This window comes from Microcoleus sp. Pol7_A1, assembly GCF_036701085.1.
In the GTDB taxonomy this organism is placed as follows: domain Bacteria; phylum Cyanobacteriota; class Cyanobacteriia; order Cyanobacteriales; family Microcoleaceae; genus Microcoleus; species Microcoleus asticus.
The window spans coordinates 13011-31121 of the sequence record NZ_JAUBQD010000041.1 but is presented as its reverse complement, the minus strand read 5'-3'; the positions used below and the strand labels follow the sequence as shown (position 1 = coordinate 31121).

The window sequence follows — 18111 nt, the reverse complement described above, 5'->3', positions numbered from 1 at the left end:
CTTTTAGTTATTGGTCATCAGTCGATCGATTTTAGATTTTAGATTTTAGATTTTAGATTGTTAACAGTTAACAGTCATCAGTCATCAGTCAACAGTCAACTGTTCACAAATTATGAATTTTGGCGGCAAATCCCGAATACAGAGGTGTAGCCGTGCAGAAATGTGCTGCCGCCGACGGGGCCGATTTCGCCGTTGCAGAAAAAGCCGCTCAGGGGGATGTTTTTGAGGTATCGGCTGAAGAGTCGGGAGTCAAAGTTTGACTGGCCGTAAAGCCCTTCACCGCGCCCCAGACAAGAGAACATCAAGGCGCCGGCACTAGATGTACCGCTGTACTCGGCGGCCCGCTGATAGCGATCGAGCAGCATTTCTAAGTCTTCTGCGGAGGTGCGCGCGTCCCGCAGGTGAAATTGGATGCGCTGTCCGGGACGGACTCGATCGCCGATCGCAATTGCTCCCACTTTCGGATCTACTCCCAACAGATTGCGGATTAAAAAATCTCCAGGCTCTAATGTCAGCTTGAATTCATCGCTGACTAAGCCTACAAATAACGAGTGCTGGGCTAATTCTCGGTCTTCTTCGCTCAAAGTTTGAACTAACTCTCGCAGGGCCTCTAAGGGCGATCGCTCGATGCCCCCGCTGCCGCTATCGTCGGTTTGTTCTTCGAGTTTCAGCAAAATATTGCGCTCTCCTTCCGTCACCCGATAAGGATGCCCGATCGGCCTGCAGCCTTGAGCTACGATCGTTTCCAAAACTATATTGCCGCTCAAAGCTACCCCAACCGTTCCTTCTCGGTAAAGCTGATAGTCGCAAAACAGCGCTGCGCCCCTGCCCGCACCGTCCCCGCCGGCGAGCCCCCCGACCTTCGCCGCACCCGGATAGGCATAATCTAGCCCTTGCAGCAAATCGTTAATTTTTGCGGAAAAGGGGTCAGCAAAGATGATGAACTGCGGTTCTTCCTGGGCCGGCACGCCCAAGAGATCCACCCAAGTATCCGGGGGACTGTCTAAGTCCGGCAGTTCTTCTGCACCGACGTGAAAAGTTCTGACATTGACTCCCGGCAAGCGCGCCAGACTCAGGCTGACTGCGGGAGAGCCCTCGACTTCTTCGGTGAGGCCGCCCCGGTTCGTGCCGATGACTCCTCCCCCGCCGCAGCCCAGGATCGCCGGCACTGGCAGCAGTTCTCGGAGTAAAGGCATCAGCCGAGAATACTCGCTGGCAAAGGCAGACGAGATAAATATCAGCGCTAAATCGGCCCGGCCTTCGAGGTCGCGATCGGTTTGTTCTACAACTTCTTTGAGGGCTGATTCCAAAGACGGACGGGTTGATAAAGCGCTGACCCATTGCATTTGGTTTTCGGTGTACATCTGGCAAACTTCTCTATAAAACTATCTCTATACATTAGGCTAACCGGAACTGACCGCTGGGGGGACGGTATTCTTGGGCGATCGATTCCCCCTCGATCGCCGTTGTTGTGTTAACATAAGTTAACATGAGAGTCCGATTAATCTTTTAAGTGTTAAATGCCGTGTTCAGCTAAATCTTAAAAGATAAAGCTCAATACAGTTTGACACATCAACCTCGTGTAATGTTTTCATCAAAAGTAAGGTCGGCTTGACCTACATTGATGCCTGTCAACTAGAACCCGCCTACGGGCTAGAGTAAAGCAGGAAGTAGAGACGGCTGCTGCGATCGCAGTTATGGATGGTTTATATCTGGGCTGCTGCAACAGCAGCGCATCTCAAGCTATTATTAGCTGGGGTCGCCAGACCGAAACTGCAAATCCAACCCAAACTAACATCCAAAAAGAAAACCTTTCTTACTTAATCAGGTCAACGACCCAGGTCTAAAGACACGCTAGCTTCTAGCCTAAGACTTAAACCACAGTTGACCAGCCTAAGACTTTAGAGGTCTATGTTTTTTGAGTTGTGACACCAAGCGGATGCGATCGCTAATCTCTTGCTCTGTCGTTAACGGTGAAACATCTTTATTTGGGTTAAGGATGTGCGGTTAGCCGAACAAGCTCACTAAGCATTGACCAAGCTAAAATTACCTAGAAATAGGTCGGGGACAACCATATTCTCCTACACTTTCATACCAACAAGTTTTATGACAACAACACCCGCAGGCAACATCCAAGAAAAAATTGAAGAAGAACTAGAAAGCGCTCGTACCGTCTGTGACGTCAAGGGCGCCACTTCCGGGGAATGCGCGGCGGCGTGGGACGCAGTTGAAGAACTGCAAGCAGAAGCTTCCCACCAAAAGCAAGTCAAACCTAAGAATTCTTTTGAAAAATATTGCGACGACAATCCTGACGCTGCTGAGTGCCGCATCTACGACGAATAAACGAGCCATTTAGCTCAAGGCCTTCCCTCCCGCGCCGAAATCTAACTTTTGGCGCGGGAGAATTTTATTTGAGGGGTTGGGCCTTTAGGTAATGGCGAGATTTGCCCTCTATCCCGATACGGTTCAAATCCGCCAGCTTCCCCCTAGCCCCCGAACCAAGGGAGACAAGAATTTGCTATTGCGCGCGCCTTGGTTCGGGGGATGGGAATGGGAAATCCGAGGAATAAACAGTTTGAACCCAAGCTGATGACCCTCTATCGTGTCTCAAGTACCTTTCAAAGCGCGCCAAGTACCTTAGAAAAGGTAGCAGCAACAGGAACATTAAGACCGTGTTCAGGTTGCTGATTTTTTAGCATTTTTGTAGTAAAATTTGTGACAAATAAGTGAGTATATTTTCCCAAAGATGTTGAGTCTTTTATTGGCAGCCACCGGGCCTTGGTTTCAACCGCTAGTCTGGATGGATTACCGGTTGTCTGTGTTATTAACAATTTCGATCCCGCTGGTAGTGCTGATTTGGGCTGTTTTGGCAAAAGCTGAGGCGATCGTCCGTTTGTCGATTATTTATTGGCGGGTGGCGAGTTTGCTGGCAATTACACTTTACCTGATGATGGCTGCAATGCCTGTGAGCTTTGTGTCGTCGGTGATTGGGAGGGCTTTGATTCCTGCTAGTCTGTGGTTTTGGGAGGATTTAAACGAAGAAATTGCCGATCGACCGCAGTCGTCCCTGAAACTGGCTTTTACAGCTTGGCGGTGGGCGATTACTGTTTACAGCGGTTTGGGCGCTCTAGCTCAACTTCCCTTTTTAAGCTGTGCCTTTAAATCTCAAATTCAGATAATTGACGAACCTTTTTGCCGCGTTTGGTTAGATCCACCTTGGCTGTACAAACAAATGTTTCACGCTACGGCAAACCCTCAATTTTTGGGATTGTTGGGTCTGATAGGTTTAGGAATCTATGTAATTTACTTCTCATACTTTGTGCTAATTCGACTAGGAAAACAGGGGAGATCGGCTACGGGAAATTAATTTGATTTAAAGTTAGTATTTGCATCCTAAATTGCAGCTAAAGTATTCAATATAAAGCTCAAAAATCCCCACTCAAAAAAGCCGGGGCGCATCTACGAAAAAATCAAACTAACAGGGTGGTGGCTGACGTAACCCCGCCCAAAAACGGATACTTGCGAACGACTCCTGTCGTGGAGATATAAAAATTTTAGACTCAGGTACAAACTCCCAAATTCATCTGTGGAGTAAATCTAAAATCTAAAATCTAAAATCTAAAATCGACTGACAGCAATGTTATTGGGAAAGACTGTGATGGATAGCGAACAAGCCTACTTACAGTGCTTAGAAAAGCTGATTTGGGCGCTCGATCGCCTAGAAGCAAAAGTCGAACCAAGTGAACTCGCTCGGATTGCCGAACTGATTGTTCAGCCGATGATGGGACCCTGGCGGTTTTTTCACACTCCCGAACATATTTTTGATGTGGGGGGAGATGAAGACGCGATCGAGGTTTTGGCAGCTTTATTTCACGATACCGTATACGTGCAAGTCGATCGCAGCATTAACTTTAACGTCAGCTACTACATAACTCCTGTTGCAAAAGAGGTTAACAAACAGCTACAAATTCGGGAGAAATCTGAACTTTCTGCGGATGCTATCTTCGAGATGGTAATGCTGGTATTCAATTTTAAACCGGGCGAAGTTCTCAATCCTTTCACCGGACAAAACGAATTTCTCAGCGCTGTGGTAGCAGCAAAAGCTCTAGAACCATTCCTCAAACGCGAGCAATTGCTTCAAATTGCAGGCTGCATTGAAGCAACAATTCCGTTTCGGGCCGCCGAGTCCGGAGTAACGGTAAGCCAGCGCCTTTATGACCGCTTGCAAGCAACAAATAGCCTGTTTAACCTCAGTTTGACTGACGAGCAAATGCGGGAAACGGTCAAAAAAGCTGTGCGAATTTCTAACCGGGACGTGATTAGTTTTGCTCACCATAGTTCAGCCCATTTCTTGGCAAATACCTGGAATTTACTGCCGGAAACCAATCACAATCTCATCTGCTGCGGTTTTTACACGGTTCGCGACTACCGAGTTGCTTTGCTGAAGATGGAAGGTTTTCTGAGTTATCTGAAGCCAGAGATAATTTTCCGTCAGTTTGATGGATATCCAGACGATCGCACCTATGAGCGCTGGGAAACTACTGCTAAGTACAATCTCGAAATTGCGAAGCTTTATTTGGGGTGCAAACTGTCTGCTCTCGCCCTGCTAGAAGCTCTTTCTTCGGGTTTGGGGATCGATGTTTCTCTGGCGATGATGATGGGAGGAATTCCGGAGCAATCTGCTAACTGCGTGCGCCTGGAAAGCTTTTTTCCAGAAATAGAGAAACCTTACGAACTTAAAAGTAATTTAGAAGCGGAAGTATTGAATTTATTAGAAAATGGGCGGGCTAAAAGCATTTCTAATACCGATTTGGAGAACTCGCCACTGACAACGTTTGTTGTGAAAATTGTTGGCTTTGACGAAATGCGCTATCAGTGCGATCGAGCTAAGGAATTTTTTAAAAACAATCTAAACGCCGACGACTTTATTTCCGACTTTAACCCGATAGTTACAGAAATTGTTATTGATTCAATTCTAAAATTGTTTGACAGCCGCAAATCTACTATCTACCGATACTACGATATCACTTCTAAGTTAAAGTCCCAACCCCCTACGACTTTTCCCGATCGCCCTTTTGGCTCAAATGGTTAACTAGCTTTAAATACAGTATTTTTGCATCCTCTATATAAAAAATTGTTACTCAGCTTTTAAAAGAGTCGATAGAGTACACCGTGACAAGATTGATTGACTCTCCAACCTACGTCAATCCGCCTATCCATCCCGGCACTAACAGCCGTACAGGTATGGTGTGGGGTTTCCAGCAAAAATGCTAAAAATTGATAAAAAATGGAAATTGGCTGCTGTTTGCCTTTGACAATTACTTTCTACAAAACGGATTTGATAGCGGGCTGTCACTCATCTGAGCTACCCCAGATAAGTTTCACTATAAAAAGCGACTGTTAAAGCACTTCGCCTCACAGCTACAACTGGGGAATAGCAAGTTCAAACAACTTGCAAACCACTAATCCCCAATCAAACCATGCAAACCACAAATTCAATTTACGCTCAATTACCTATTTGCTCTTCACTGCCAACACTCCAACGAAATAATAGCACCGCTGCCAATAAAAACGTGCGCTATCTCCAACAATCCTTAGTTAAAAACGGATATCCAGTAGCAATTGATGGATTCTTCGGCGCCAAAACCGAACAAGCAGTCATCAAATTTCAAAAGCAAAATAAGATTGCTGTTGATGGCATTGTCGGCCCTCAAACTTGGAATCTATTAGGCGCTTGTGATGCAGGTGAACCCGGATGTTAAATCCAAGTTAACTAATCCTAGGCGCACGGGTAGCAAGAAACTGGGTTTTTTCACAGCAATACTTCCTTTACGCTCCCAGAAACGCTAAAAAACCTGGTGGTTCAGCGAAGCCGAAACCCCGTTTCTGCCAGTCAAGAGTGTATCAAGGACTATTAACATCATTTCCGCACTTCTCTGCTTTCAAACAACTTGCAAACAACCAATGGAGACTCAAACCATGCAAACCACAAACGCAATTCGCACTGAATTACCTTCCTGCCGTTATTTTCCCCTACTCAAACGCAACGATGCGGTAACTCAAAATGAGGATGTTCGCTACCTCCAGCGGCTCTTGAACGCCAGCGGATTTCCTGTAAATACTGATGGAGGATTCGGCGCGAAAACCCAACAAGCAGTCATCAATTTTCAAAAGCAACAACAGATTCTTGCTGATGGCATTGTCGGTTCTAAAACTTGGAATAAATTCGGCGTTTGTACAACTATATTTTAAAGTTTGTGCAACCATCTTTTAAAGAGAGTAGGGCGTGCAGTGCGCGCCCTATTTCTCTGTCGAAGTTTCCACCCCAGACCACCCATCTGGCGCTCCGTACATCCGATACTTGCGAGAGCGTTTGAAATACAGCATTGCTACCCGATCGTCAGGATTGATTTGTAAAATATTCTGAAATACTTTTTGGGCGGCAACAAATTTTTGCTCGTAGTAAAAATTGAGAGCTTCTTGAAAAATCTCCGCAGTTTGCTGCTTGAGTACAATGCTCTGCTCTGTTTCTGTATCGTAAATTTCAAACACTGACACAGCATTTGTCTTTCCTTTCACCGTTACTCGATCGACAAATCTGTACTTATATTTTTCTGGCTCGTCCAGGCGATCGATAATTGCACCGCTAACTAGAATTCCCGAGCCGTAAACCTTAGTCAATCCTTCCAAACGAGAGGCGAGATTCACCGCATCAGCAATCACGGTACTTTCCATTCGTTCTCGCTCGCCAATTGTACCCAACATCAAATTGCCCGCGTGCAAACCGACGCCGATCGCGATCGGACACCAACCATCTTTTTCTCGCTGCTGGTTGTAAATATTCACTTCTTTTTGCATATCAATTGCTGCTCGCACGCCATCAGATGGAGATGTAGGAAACAGTGCCATGACTGCATCCCCAATGTATTTGTCAATAAACCCGTTATTTTTCCTAATTGCAGGGCTAACCCTTCCCAAGTAAGTGTTAATAAATGCAAAATTTTCAGGCGGTGTCATATTTTCGGAAAGCGCCGTAAACGAGCGAATATCCGCAAACAGCACTGTCATATCTCTTTGCTGATTTTCGCCTAATTTTACTTCAATAATACTCGGCTTTTCCAGCAAGCTTAGAAAATCGTGCGGCACAAACCTGCCGTAGGCTGCATTCAGTTTAGCAAGGCGAATTTGCGTGTTAATTCTCGCCAACAATTCCTTTTTGATAAAAGGTTTAGTTACATAATCATTTGCTTCTAAGTTAAAAGCTTCTACCAAGTCGGTAGTTAGATTTTTGGCCGTCAGCATCAGAATCGGCATTTCTAAAGGCGAGTATTTTTTGCGAACTTCTCGACACACTTCATAACCAGTCATCTGTGGCATCATTACATCCAGTAAAATTAAGTCGGGCTTAAATCCTGATTGAATCAGATTTAAAGCTTCTAAGCCGTTGCTCGCTTGAGTGATATCGTAGTTTTCTACAGAAAGACTGTTGATGATGACATGAATATTAATCGGCTCATCATCAACTACCAAAATTTTTAATCTTTCACTTTCTAGCAAGTCGCTATTGTCTGATACCTGAGAATTTATTAGAGATGATTCGCGGGCTAATTCAGGAGTGATTAAATGCCGATATCCCTCGGTTAAATGCGGCTGTCTGCTGCTAAATTCTGGCTGAGTTTCAGATACGGGCAAAGTAAAGGTGAATTGGGAACCTACGCCTACAGTTGAAGATACCCAAATTTTCCCTCCGTGCAATTCCACTAATTGCTTAGCAACCGCTAAACCTAAACCCGTACCGCCGAATTCTCTAGCAGTGGAACCGTCAGCTTGTTCAAAGGATTCAAAAATTCGCTCTAATTTATCTTCGGGGATGCCAACGCCGGTATCGGATACAGTAATTGATAATTGGGAATTAGGCGGTGATTGTTCGTTGCCCGTTACCAATGCTGCTGAAATTTCAACGGTACCGCTTTCGGTAAATTTAATCGCATTGCCGATTAAGTTGTAAAGTATTTGCTCCAAGCGATTCTCGTCGGCTGCTATTGGCGGCAATTCAGGAGCGACTGAGTTAATCAACTGCAAGTTTTTTTTACCTACTAATGGCTGAGATAAGGTGAGGATTACAGAGACTATTTCTCGGATACCAACGGACTTAATTTGGAGTTCTATAGTTTTGTGTTTGAGCTGAGAAAAGTCCAGAATATCGTTAATTAAAGAAGACAATCTTTTTCCAGACGATGAAATCAAAACTAAGTTAAAATTTGTTGATTCTGGTAGTTGTCCGGTAGCACCGTCTATTAAAGATTCTGCAATCCCAATAATGCCGTTGAGGGGAGTGCGGAGTTCGTGGGAAGTATTGGCCAAGAATTCGTCTTTTAGTTGGTCGAGTCGCTGCAATTCGGTATTTTTAGTTTCTAAGGCAGTAAAAGATGCTTGCAGTTGTGCTGCCATGCTGTTAAAAGCAGCGGCAAGTACGCCCAACTCGTCGGAGCGATCGAGCTTGACAGTTTGGTCAAATTGTCCTTCAGACAAAGCGATTGCTGCATTTTTTAATTTTATAAGAGGTTTGATAATCCAGCGAGAAGTGAGAATTCCTAACACACTTGCCATGCCCAAAGCTGCCAGACATAGCAACACTGTAGTTCGGTTGCCCGCATGAATTTGTTCCATAAAGTCGGCTTCGGGAACGACAACGACAATCAGCAAATCTAAACCCTTGTCGTCTTGGAAGGGCAGGACTTTTAAAAATTGCTGCTTCCCGTTTATCTCAAAACTGAGTTGCTGCGATTTGGTAATTTGCTGCAAGTTTTTAAAGTGACTTTCTAAATATTTAGCTGTAGTTTGCGTTACTGTATCGCTGCTTTCTGTCACTTTAAACAGTTCTTTTTTACCGTTTTGGGTGCGGAAAGGTTTTTCGGGTGTGGAAGTTGCCAGCAGCGTGCCGTTTCTTTCGATAATAAAAGTTTGACCTGATTTGCCTATTTTGAGGCTGGTTAAAAATTGACCGATACTGTCGAGACGCAAAGCAGCAATTAATACTCCTTCTAGCTGTTTCTGGCTGTTGTAAACTGGTTGCAGCGCGCTGAGAATCAATGTGGGTTCTAGGAAGGATATATAAACTGAACTCCAAGTTGGTTTGATTGCTAGAGCCGCATAGGCGTAGGAAGGGTGCTGCCGGATGTCGAAATTTTTAACGGAGGCGGCTACTGTAGTGCGATCGCCCGTATCATTAGTATTGTAAGAATAAAAACCAAATTTTGTAGAAGGGCCCGATGCGTTAATCAATAAAGTGCCATTAGACATCTTTTCGCCAGTGCGATATTCTCCATCTTGATTAGCGATCGATGTAAAATTGATATAAGGATATAATTGCACTTGCCGCCACAGATACTTTTCCCAAGCTGACAAGTCTTTCATGTTCACAAAACCCAGTTTCACCGCATCCAGCTTGCTTTGATTGATTTGGTGCGGAGTTTGCAGATAAGTTCTCAAATTTTGCTCGATGCGATTGCTCACCTCCCCCATCAACTGACCGGCAAGGTCATTCACTGCTCTTTGAGAGTTCCTAAATGATAAGTATCCCACAATACCGACCGCTGCAAATACTTGCAAGACAAAGGGAACTATGAGTACAGTTTGCAGCGTTGCTTTTCCTGAAAGTTTTGCCACTAAGTGCTTGAGAGAAAGAGTGGACATAACATTAATTTTGAGTTATAAAGATACAGTTATATCAATTCCGGTGCAACCGGAATGATTGTTGACTGTTGACTGTTGACTGTTGGCTGTTGAAGGAGGGGTCGAAAAACTGAATGGTTGAGTGTTAACTGTTGACCAGAATTTATTATTCCGATGCAACCGCAAACGATATTAATACTCGGAGCGACGATTTACCGCTGGTAAGTATTCTAAACCATTTTGTAATTAAACAAAACTTACGCAAGGAAAATCTGATATCGTTTCTATCATCCTCCATTTTATACCAATTATTAAAAGTCAAAGCGAACCGTAGGGACACGGGAATGCCCTGTCCTACTCCCCGCGCCGGACACGGCCTTGCCGTATCCCTACTTTTCATCCAAAGCTTCTATCCCCGACCATCCTTCTGCAACTCCATACATTCGATTCTTCAGAGAGCGCTGACAGTAAATTGCTGCTAACTTATCTTGAGGATGTGTTTCGCAAATATTCTTGAATATTTTTTGCGCTTTACTAAATTTTTGCTCGCAATAAAACTCCAGACCCATTTTAAATTCAGTAGCAGTTTTCTGTTTTAATTCAATGCTTTGTTTTGTTTCTGCATCATAAATTTCAAACACCGAGACGGCAGATTTTTTGCCTTTTACTGTGAGTCGATCGACAAATGGGTACATATATTTTTCTCGATCGCCCAAACGCTCTAGAATTGAGTCACTAACTAGAATTCCAGCCCCGTAAACAGTTATTTATTAGCTTTGAGTTACAACTTACCAGAGCTGATCTCCAGCAAAAAACTACCATAAATAGCAGCGTATATCCCAAGCAAAACGCTGTTTAATCCAATTTTTACGGAACAACGATAATTAAAACCTAGTCTTTCTATGGCTCATCAAATATCGAACAAGTAGGTTTTCCCTGATTCAAATAGTTTATTTTTTTATAGCAATTATATTATGTAGGCTTACTTCCTGCTATAAAAAACGGTTGAATTAAGAATAAAATCTTGGCTCGCTGTTCCTGAAATCAGCCGCAAAATTAAGCTATATTATAGCAGGTTTCAGGAAAGTGAGATTTGCTATGGCTGACTCTATTGCTCGCCGCTTGGAACAATACACGGTAAAACGATCGCACGAAGTTTTAATCGTCAAGGCCGAAATTGACGGCGAATTCGATGAAATTGCTATTTTTAAAGGCTTTTCTAGCTCTCTGACGCGATCGACCGCTTTCGATCCTGAGGTTCCTGTTTTGCCGGAGGAAGCAAAAATTGTCAGTGTCGATCGGCTGGAGATCCCCTACAACCCAAATAACCCCCGCTATCTTCAGCAGGGGTTATCTTGGGAAACAATGCAATCTCTCTTGTCTGAGGCGGGAGTTTAGCAAAACAGTAGGGATACAACGCGAAGAAAACAGCAGGGACACAACAATGTTGTGTCCCTACAAAAGCCAGCCGTGTTCCTACCCTTAGAGCTAGAGCGTGCCGCCGGCAGCTTGGAAACGAGCTCTCGCGCGTTTGATTGCTTGTTTGGCTTGAATTTGCTCTTGCAAAGTGCCGCTAGTAGCCTTTTCCAAACGAGCTTCTGCTTCGGTATAAGCAGTACGAGCAGCTTCTTTATCAATGGTTTCGCCTTTTTCAGCGCCGTTGACAAGAATAGTAACTTTGTTTTCTTGGATTTCTGCAAAGCCGCCCATCAGAGCAATAGACACCCATTCCTTGCCGGGACGGACACGCATAACTCCGGTATCCAAAGCCGTCAACATTGGAGCGTGACCGCTCAAGATACCCAGTTGGCCTGTGGTGCTCGGCAGAATTACTTCTTCAGCATTAGAATCCCAAACAGTTTTGTCTGGGGCAACTACGCGCACAGTTAATGTCATAAATTGTCAGTTGTCAGTTATCAGTTGTCAGTTATCAGTTATCAGTTGTCAGTTGTCAGTTGTCAGTTGTCAGTTGTCAGTTATCAGTTGCCAGTTGTTACCAATAACCAATAACTAATAACCAATAACTAATAACTACTGACTAATGACTACTGACTACTGACTAATGACTAAAATTACTTGGCGTCAGCTTTCATTTTTTCAGCTTTGGCGATCGCCTCGTTGATATCGCCCACCAAATAGAAAGCTTGTTCCGGTAATTCGTCAAGTTCGCCAGCCAAAATCATCTGGAAGCCCTTAATGGTATCTGCCAGCTTGACGTATTTGCCGGGGGAACCGGTGAACACTTCGGCAACAAAGAACGGTTGAGACAAGAACCGTTCAATTTTGCGAGCGCGAGAAACGGTCAAGCGGTCATCTTCCGACAGCTCGTCCAAACCCAAAATTGCAATAATGTCTTGCAATTCCTTATAGCGTTGCAGAGTTGACTGCACCTGACGAGCAACACCATAGTGTTCTTCGCCGACAACGCTAACTTGCAACATCGTAGACGTAGAATCCAGCGGGTCAACAGCCGGATAAATACCCTTGGAAGCCAAACCGCGAGACAACACAGTTGTAGCGTCCAAGTGAGCAAAAGTCGTAGCCGGTGCGGGGTCAGTCAAGTCATCCGCAGGTACGTACACAGCTTGAACCGAAGTAATCGAACCTTCGGTAGTCGAAGTAATCCGTTCTTGCAAGTCGCCCATATCCGTACCGAGAGTCGGCTGATATCCCACAGCCGAAGGCATCCGACCCAACAGAGCCGATACCTCAGAACCCGCTTGCACGAACCGGAAGATATTGTCAATGAACAGCAGCACGTCTTGCTTGCTGACATCGCGGAAGTATTCGGCCATCGCCAGAGCCGACAGGCCCACGCGCATCCGAGCACCAGGCGGCTCGTTCATTTGACCGTAAACCAAGGCAATTTTTGACTTGCTGCGGTCTTCTTCGTTAATAACCCCCGACTCGATCATTTCTTTGTAGAGGTCATTACCTTCGCGGGTGCGCTCGCCCACACCACCGAACACGGACACGCCGCCGTGAGCCTTGGCGATGTTGTTCACGAGTTCCATCATAATCACGGTTTTGCCGACGCCTGCGCCGCCGAACAAACCGATTTTGCCACCGCGACGGTAGGGGGCCAGCAGGTCGATCACCTTGATCCCGGTTTCAAACACCGAAGGCTTGGTTTCCAGTTCGGTGAAAGCCGGAGGGTTGCGGTGGATGGGCATACTTTCGGAAGTATTGACCGGGCCGAGGTTGTCTACGGGTTCGCCGATGACGTTAAAAATCCGGCCGAGAGTTGGGATGCCGACAGGAACTTGGATCGATTCGCCGGTATCTACTACTTCCATGCCGCGCACCAAGCCGTCGGTGGTACTCATGGAAACTGCACGCACTTGGGTGTCTCCGAGCAGTTGCTGAACTTCGCAGGTAACGGAAACGTCTTGACCTGCTTCGTTTTTGCCGGAAATCGTGAGAGCGTTATAGATTTGGGGCAGTTTGCCGCCTGGGAATTTTACGTCTACAACCGGCCCAATGATTTGGGTGATGTAGCCTACGTTCGTTTTTGTTGCGGTGGATACCATGAATAGTGCCTTTGTTAGGATGCTATTTTTCCGATATTGGAAAAACTCTTAACATTTAGAAATGCTATTCCTCAGAGTACCACTGAACAGACGCACTATTTAGATTTGAATGGGGCTGATTAAGAGTCATTTTTCTGGTTGCTGCCCTCGCTTGTTTTTCCTGCGAGCTGCCGCCAAAGCCCCGATCCCCAGCACAGTCCCGAACACTGTGACTGGTTCGGGGGCTAACTCCGCCGACACGCTGAAGTCTTGGAAATCAGCGTCGTTTCCTTTTTTGGCATCGTCGAAGGAGATTTTTCTGCGCTGAGCCTGTTGGGTCATTGTTTCGGAGGCTAACTCAGTCAACACGGTGAAGTCTTGGAAATCAGCGTCGTTTCCTCCGGCATCGTCGAAGGAGATTTTTATGCCCTGAGCCAGTTGCGCCATTGTGAGCGATGAATATTGCCCAGGGTCATTACCGCCGTTGATGTTGGTAAATGAGTCGGTGGAGTTGTAGTCGAGATTAAAGTCGCCCAATACGGCTTGCTGACAGCCCGCCACCAGACAGTCATTTCTCTGGAACTGGCTGGTGGCGGCCCACCAGTTGGGGCTGTTCATGAAGGTGCTCGACGAGACGTACTGCTCGAATGGTTGGCCCGTACCCGTGTCGCTCCACAACAGCAGGGCATAAATTTGATCCTGCAGAAATGTGACGGTTTGGGTGATGGAGCCGTTTTCGGAGGTGACTGCGTTGCCGAAGGTTCCCTGCCAGTCATTGGCGCCGCCGTTATCTGAGGGTTGAGTCTCGTAAAACAGTCTGGCGATGTTGCTGTAGCCAGTGTTTCCTGAGTCAGCTTGGGCTACCCACAAGCTCGACTGGTAACCGCCGTGAGATTGGTCGAAGGTAAAGTTTATATTGGTATCTCGATCGAACTGGATGCCGCTCGTGCCAAACATGAAAGCTCGGACGGGCGTGCAGATGCTGAGCAAGATTGTGGTTGCCAAGCTGGCGACTGTAAAAGATGTTTTTTTGACTAGCGTTAAGGTAGTCATAACCCTGATTCCTCCAGTATTGTTAGATAGTAAAACGGGAAATCCCATGTTGCCGTGATGCGAATAGACGATCGCGAGCCTGCGATATTTAGGACGATCGTCAAACCTACAGAAGAGACTCCACACCAGTGAATCTACCGACCAGTATCACTTAAATGTGTTTAGGAATAAATGAGTGCTTCTTCTAAGAGTTTTCACTGACACCAGATTGCCATAGTTTAATCTGTAACAGCAAGATTTTCATCCTGCCTCGACTTCCAACCTACTACATTTACTTCGTTCCGGTAACCGTCTAAAGTTGAGTGCAAGACGTGCCAATATTGGCTTTCATCAAAAATACATAAAAATTTTACTCCTGTTTTGTAAAGTTTTGGTAAAGATCGTCTAAAACTTATAAAGTTTCTGAGAGGAATTCGGCTGTTCGGTCTTATGCTCCTCAAAGCGGTCTGCAAGCTGCTCGCTTTGAGGAGCATAAGAGTGCAGGGGGCGCAAGTAGAGATTTGAGCGAGTTTTTTGCCACTGGAAGCAAGCGGGAGGACAGGCGATCGATACTTACGTAATTTTGACTAATATTCCCAGTTTTTTAAACCCCTAACCCTCGCGTTCCGCCTCAGATTTCGCCAAAATTACCGCACGCATAAACCCGGTTTCTTAAGGTAATTGCTTCATGGAAGCAGTGAAAGTGGAAACAAGAAACCAAGTTTCATTGCTCGCCCCGCGCCTGAATACATTACGTACACAGCATTACCGTGTCGCAACCCGATATCTGTACTTCACGTAACTGAAAACCCCTAAGTAGGTGGTTACAAATAAACATTACGTGGGGAGGGCTGGTGAGAACATTTCTTTACCCGCTGGTATCTCGCGATCCTCACGCTTTCCCCCCTAAAAGATACTATCGTTTTTTGCCTTTACCTACTTATAAACTCATACATTTACTTCAGATTTACCTCCAAATTATTCAGTAATAAAAAACAGAGCTATTCTATTGACATGAGGAGTTTGTAGAAGTAAAAATAGGATAGATAAATACGATCGCACTTTAAGCACAATTTTTAAACACAATGACAGCCAACAGACTACATTTGCTCGGATGGTTATTCATTGTTGGCTGGCTGAGTGCAGCGGCGGGTTCGGCAAAGGCGCAACCCATCACCCCCGCACCAGACGGCACTAACACAGTTGTTACTCCTAGCGGCAACCGCTACGACATTTCCGGGGGGTCCTTCAGCGGAGATCGGGCTAATCTTTTTCACAGTTTTACTCAGTTTAGCCTCAACGAAGGTCAAACGGCTAACTTTCTGACAAATCCCAGTATTCTAAATATTTTGGGGCGGATTACTGGGGGTAATCCTTCTTTAATAAATGGCTTAATTCAAGTTACGGGCGGCAATTCCAATTTATTTTTGATGAATCCTGCCGGCATGATTTTCGGGCCGAATGCCAGTCTGAACGTGCCTGGATCTTTTAATGCTACTACGGCGACAGGGATTGGTTTTGGGAACAATCAGTGGTTTAGTGCGATCGGCAATAACAATTGGGCAAGTTTCATCGGGACGCCGAACAGTTTTGCGTTTACAACTTTGCAAGGGGGAAGCATTGTTAATGCAGGCAATTTGACGGTGACACCAGGTCAAAGTCTAACTTTGGTCGGAGGTACGGTTGTCAATAGTGGTCAGCTAAGTGCCCCTAGCGGCAATATTCTCATCAGCGCCGTACCCGGTAACAATTTGTTGCGCATCAGTCAAGCTGGAAATTTATTGAGTTTGGATATTCAGCCGACTGCAACTCAAAGCTCGCTGCCGAACAATTGGACGCAGCCAGTGTTATCTTTGCCGGAGTTGCTGACTGGAAAAGGTGTGGCACAGGCAACCGGTTTGACGGTAAATCCCAATGGCGAAGTTGTGTTGACGGGGAATGTTGCTGTGCCGGTAACTGCGGGAACGGCGATCGCATCCGGCACTCTCAATGTCTCTGGCAACACTGGCGGTACTGTAAATATTTTAGGCGACAAAGTAGGAGTTATTGCGGGCAATATCGATGCTTCTGGGATTAACGGCGGCGGTAATGTACTGATTGGCGGAGATTATCAGGGTTTGGGTACGGTGCCCAATGCTTTGCGGACTTTTGTTAGCAGCGACTCGACAATTAATGCTGATGCTGTTAGTAATGAGAATGGCGGGCGAGTTATAGTTTGGGCTGAGGAAACTACTCGCTTTAATGGCAATATTACGGCGAGAGGTGGCTTTTTTTCTGGGAATGGCGGCTTTGTGGAAGTGTCGGGAAAGCAATCGCTGGATTTTCAAGGATTAGTTGATTTGCGATCGAGCTTTGGGATTGCTGGCACTTTATTGTTAGATCCTACGGATATCACTATTAGCGCAGGTGCGGATGCAGACGGCACTTTAGCAGGGGGAGCATTTACGCCCTCTGCTGCTACTTCTACAATTAATAATGGGACGCTGCAAACACAGCTAGGTTTGGGAAATGTGACTATTTCCACTGCGTCGGGTTTTCCGAGCCAAGGCGATATTACAGTCAGCGCTCCCGTTGGTTGGAATAATAGTAATTCTCTGACGCTGAATGCTAATAATAATATTACGGTTAATGAACCTATTACTAATAATGGAAATGGCGCGATCGCATTAAATGCTGGTAATGCAATATCAGTCAATACCGACCTTTATACTACGGGCGGAAATATTAGCCTCACCAGTACCAATGATATCAACATCGCTGCGGGCAAGGGCAATCTGAATGCCCAAAGCTTATTTGGAAATGGAGGATCGATCGCCCTCTCAACGGTTGGCGGCGGTAACATTACCACTGGTAATCTAAATTCCTTCTCTGATGCAGGTACGGGAGGGAATATCAACCTCTCTATTACTGGAGGAACAGGTGCGATCGACACAACTGCTGGAATTCTCAATTCCTATTCCCAGGCTGGAAATGGAGGAGCGATCGCCATCTCAACGGCTGGCGGTAACATTACCACTGGTCTTCTGAATTCCTACTCCTCTGATGGAGGTGGAGGGAATATCAACCTCTCTATTACTGCAGGAACAGGTGCGATCGACACAACTGCTGGAAATCTCCTTTCCTTTTCTCAGCTAAGAGGAAATGGAGGAGCGATCGCCATCTCAACGGCTGGCGGTAACATTACCACTGGTATTCTGAATGCCTTCTCCTCTGATGCAGGTGGAGGGAATATCAACCTCAGAGTTACTGGAGGAACAGGTGCGATCGACACAATTGCTGGAGAGGTCATTTCCTATTCTCAGGCTGGAAATGGAGGATCGATCACCCTCTCAACGGCTGGCGGTAACATTACCACTGGCGATCTGAGTTCCTTCTCCTCTGATGCAGGTACGTCCGGGAATATCAACCTCTTTATTACTGGAGGAACAGGTGCGATCGACACAACTGCTGGAATTCTCAATTCCTATTCCCAGCGAGGAAATGGAGGAGCGATCACCCTCTCAACTGTTGGCGGTAACATTACCACTGGTACTCTGGACTCGCATTCAGTAGATGGAGGTACGGGAGGGAACTTCACCCTCAACTCTGGTACAGGAAATATTATTCTTAGCGGTAATATAAAGACCTCAAAGGACGCCGCCGGTAGCGGTGGCAATATTACCTTCGAATCACCAGTTGTCCTTAGTAAACCAACTATTACCCTAACAACATCAGGAACTCCCAGTAGTGGCAATGTCACCTTTAATAGGGATCTCGATGGCACTACAGCAAACAATGAAAGTTTATTGGTGAATGCCGGTGCCGGTAATATTACATTTAATGGTGCAGTTGGCAATACCAAGGCATTAGGAAATATTACTGCTAACTCTACAGGAATAACCGCATTTAATCAAAC

13 protein-coding genes are annotated in these 18111 nt (G+C 45.7%); 7 read left to right on the top strand and 6 right to left on the bottom strand.

Annotated features, from left to right (window positions below; genetic code table 11):
* Window positions 1-110 precede the first annotated feature (110 nt).
* Window positions 111-1364 (bottom strand): FIST N-terminal domain-containing protein, encoded by a 1254-nt coding sequence (locus QUA20_RS21200; RefSeq protein WP_333190999.1) that lies wholly within the window; start codon window positions 1362-1364, stop codon window positions 111-113.
* 742 nt (window positions 1365-2106) lie between these two features.
* On the opposite strand from QUA20_RS21200, the gene QUA20_RS21195 reads away from it, so the two are divergent.
* From QUA20_RS21195 to QUA20_RS21175, 5 genes are all read left to right on the top strand, one after another.
* The gene (locus QUA20_RS21195; protein WP_333190998.1) at window positions 2107-2343 is read left to right on the top strand and encodes a Calvin cycle protein CP12; all 237 of its coding nucleotides are present in this window, start codon (window positions 2107-2109) and stop codon (window positions 2341-2343) included.
* 403 nt (window positions 2344-2746) lie between these two features.
* Complete coding sequence (locus tag QUA20_RS21190) at window positions 2747-3367, top strand: DUF3177 family protein (RefSeq protein WP_333190997.1); 621 nt, start codon at window positions 2747-2749, stop codon at window positions 3365-3367.
* Window positions 3368-3637: 270 nt separating this feature from the next.
* Window positions 3638-5092, top strand: a complete 1455-nt coding sequence (locus QUA20_RS21185; RefSeq protein ID WP_333190996.1) for a hypothetical protein — start codon at window positions 3638-3640, stop codon at window positions 5090-5092.
* Window positions 5093-5480: 388 nt separating this feature from the next.
* Window positions 5481-5762, top strand: a complete 282-nt coding sequence (locus QUA20_RS21180) for a peptidoglycan-binding domain-containing protein (RefSeq protein WP_333190995.1) — start codon at window positions 5481-5483, stop codon at window positions 5760-5762.
* Between the two features lie 217 nt (window positions 5763-5979).
* Window positions 5980-6252, top strand: a complete 273-nt coding sequence (locus QUA20_RS21175; protein WP_333190994.1) for a peptidoglycan-binding domain-containing protein — start codon at window positions 5980-5982, stop codon at window positions 6250-6252.
* Between the two features lie 48 nt (window positions 6253-6300).
* Here QUA20_RS21175 and QUA20_RS21170 read toward each other — a convergent pair whose 3' ends face one another.
* The gene (locus QUA20_RS21170; RefSeq protein WP_333190993.1) at window positions 6301-9696 is read right to left on the bottom strand and encodes an ATP-binding protein; all 3396 of its coding nucleotides are present in this window, start codon (window positions 9694-9696) and stop codon (window positions 6301-6303) included.
* 368 nt (window positions 9697-10064) lie between these two features.
* Window positions 10065-10370, bottom strand: coding sequence for a hypothetical protein (locus QUA20_RS21165; protein WP_333190992.1), 306 nt, complete (start codon window positions 10368-10370; stop codon window positions 10065-10067).
* Window positions 10371-10773: 403 nt separating this feature from the next.
* Between QUA20_RS21165 and QUA20_RS21160 the strand changes: the two genes are divergently transcribed.
* Window positions 10774-11073, top strand: a complete 300-nt coding sequence (locus QUA20_RS21160) for a DUF7734 family protein (protein ID WP_333190991.1) — start codon at window positions 10774-10776, stop codon at window positions 11071-11073.
* Window positions 11074-11163: 90 nt separating this feature from the next.
* Here the strand turns inward: QUA20_RS21160 and atpC are convergent, their stop codons facing one another.
* From atpC to QUA20_RS21145, 3 genes are all read right to left on the bottom strand, one after another.
* A complete protein-coding gene (gene atpC, locus QUA20_RS21155) occupies window positions 11164-11571 on the bottom strand; it encodes an ATP synthase F1 subunit epsilon (protein ID WP_006635885.1) in 408 nt (135 codons plus the stop codon).
* Window positions 11572-11747: 176 nt separating this feature from the next.
* Window positions 11748-13205 carry a F0F1 ATP synthase subunit beta gene (atpD, locus tag QUA20_RS21150; protein ID WP_333190990.1) on the bottom strand — a complete coding sequence of 486 codons (1458 nt, stop codon included), beginning with the start codon at window positions 13203-13205 and terminating at the stop codon, window positions 11748-11750.
* Between the two features lie 126 nt (window positions 13206-13331).
* Window positions 13332-14237 carry a PEP-CTERM sorting domain-containing protein gene (locus QUA20_RS21145; protein WP_333190989.1) on the bottom strand — a complete coding sequence of 302 codons (906 nt, stop codon included), beginning with the start codon at window positions 14235-14237 and terminating at the stop codon, window positions 13332-13334.
* Between the two features lie 1064 nt (window positions 14238-15301).
* Here QUA20_RS21145 and QUA20_RS21140 point away from each other — a divergent pair.
* Window positions 15302-18111: two-partner secretion domain-containing protein (locus QUA20_RS21140; protein WP_333191031.1), on the top strand; the 2810-nt coding region annotated here is incomplete at its 3' end.

Bases quoted from the DNA above. Each gene is read 5' to 3' on its own strand.
- QUA20_RS21200 (WP_333190999.1), bottom strand. From the start codon at position 1,364: ATGTACACCGAAAACCAAATGCAATGGGTCAGCGCTTTATCAACCCGT.
- QUA20_RS21195 (WP_333190998.1), top strand. From the start codon at position 2,107: ATGACAACAACACCCGCAGGCAACATCCAAGAAAAAATTGAAGAAGAA.
- QUA20_RS21190 (WP_333190997.1), top strand. From the start codon at position 2,747: ATGTTGAGTCTTTTATTGGCAGCCACCGGGCCTTGGTTTCAACCGCTA.
- QUA20_RS21185 (WP_333190996.1), top strand. From the start codon at position 3,638: ATGTTATTGGGAAAGACTGTGATGGATAGCGAACAAGCCTACTTACAG.
- QUA20_RS21180 (WP_333190995.1), top strand. From the start codon at position 5,481: ATGCAAACCACAAATTCAATTTACGCTCAATTACCTATTTGCTCTTCA.
- QUA20_RS21175 (WP_333190994.1), top strand. From the start codon at position 5,980: ATGCAAACCACAAACGCAATTCGCACTGAATTACCTTCCTGCCGTTAT.
- QUA20_RS21170 (WP_333190993.1), bottom strand. From the start codon at position 9,696: ATGTCCACTCTTTCTCTCAAGCACTTAGTGGCAAAACTTTCAGGAAAA.
- QUA20_RS21165 (WP_333190992.1), bottom strand. From the start codon at position 10,370: ATGTACCCATTTGTCGATCGACTCACAGTAAAAGGCAAAAAATCTGCC.
- QUA20_RS21160 (WP_333190991.1), top strand. From the start codon at position 10,774: ATGGCTGACTCTATTGCTCGCCGCTTGGAACAATACACGGTAAAACGA.
- atpC (WP_006635885.1), bottom strand. From the start codon at position 11,571: ATGACATTAACTGTGCGCGTAGTTGCCCCAGACAAAACTGTTTGGGAT.
- atpD (WP_333190990.1), bottom strand. From the start codon at position 13,205: ATGGTATCCACCGCAACAAAAACGAACGTAGGCTACATCACCCAAATC.
- QUA20_RS21145 (WP_333190989.1), bottom strand. From the start codon at position 14,237: ATGACTACCTTAACGCTAGTCAAAAAAACATCTTTTACAGTCGCCAGC.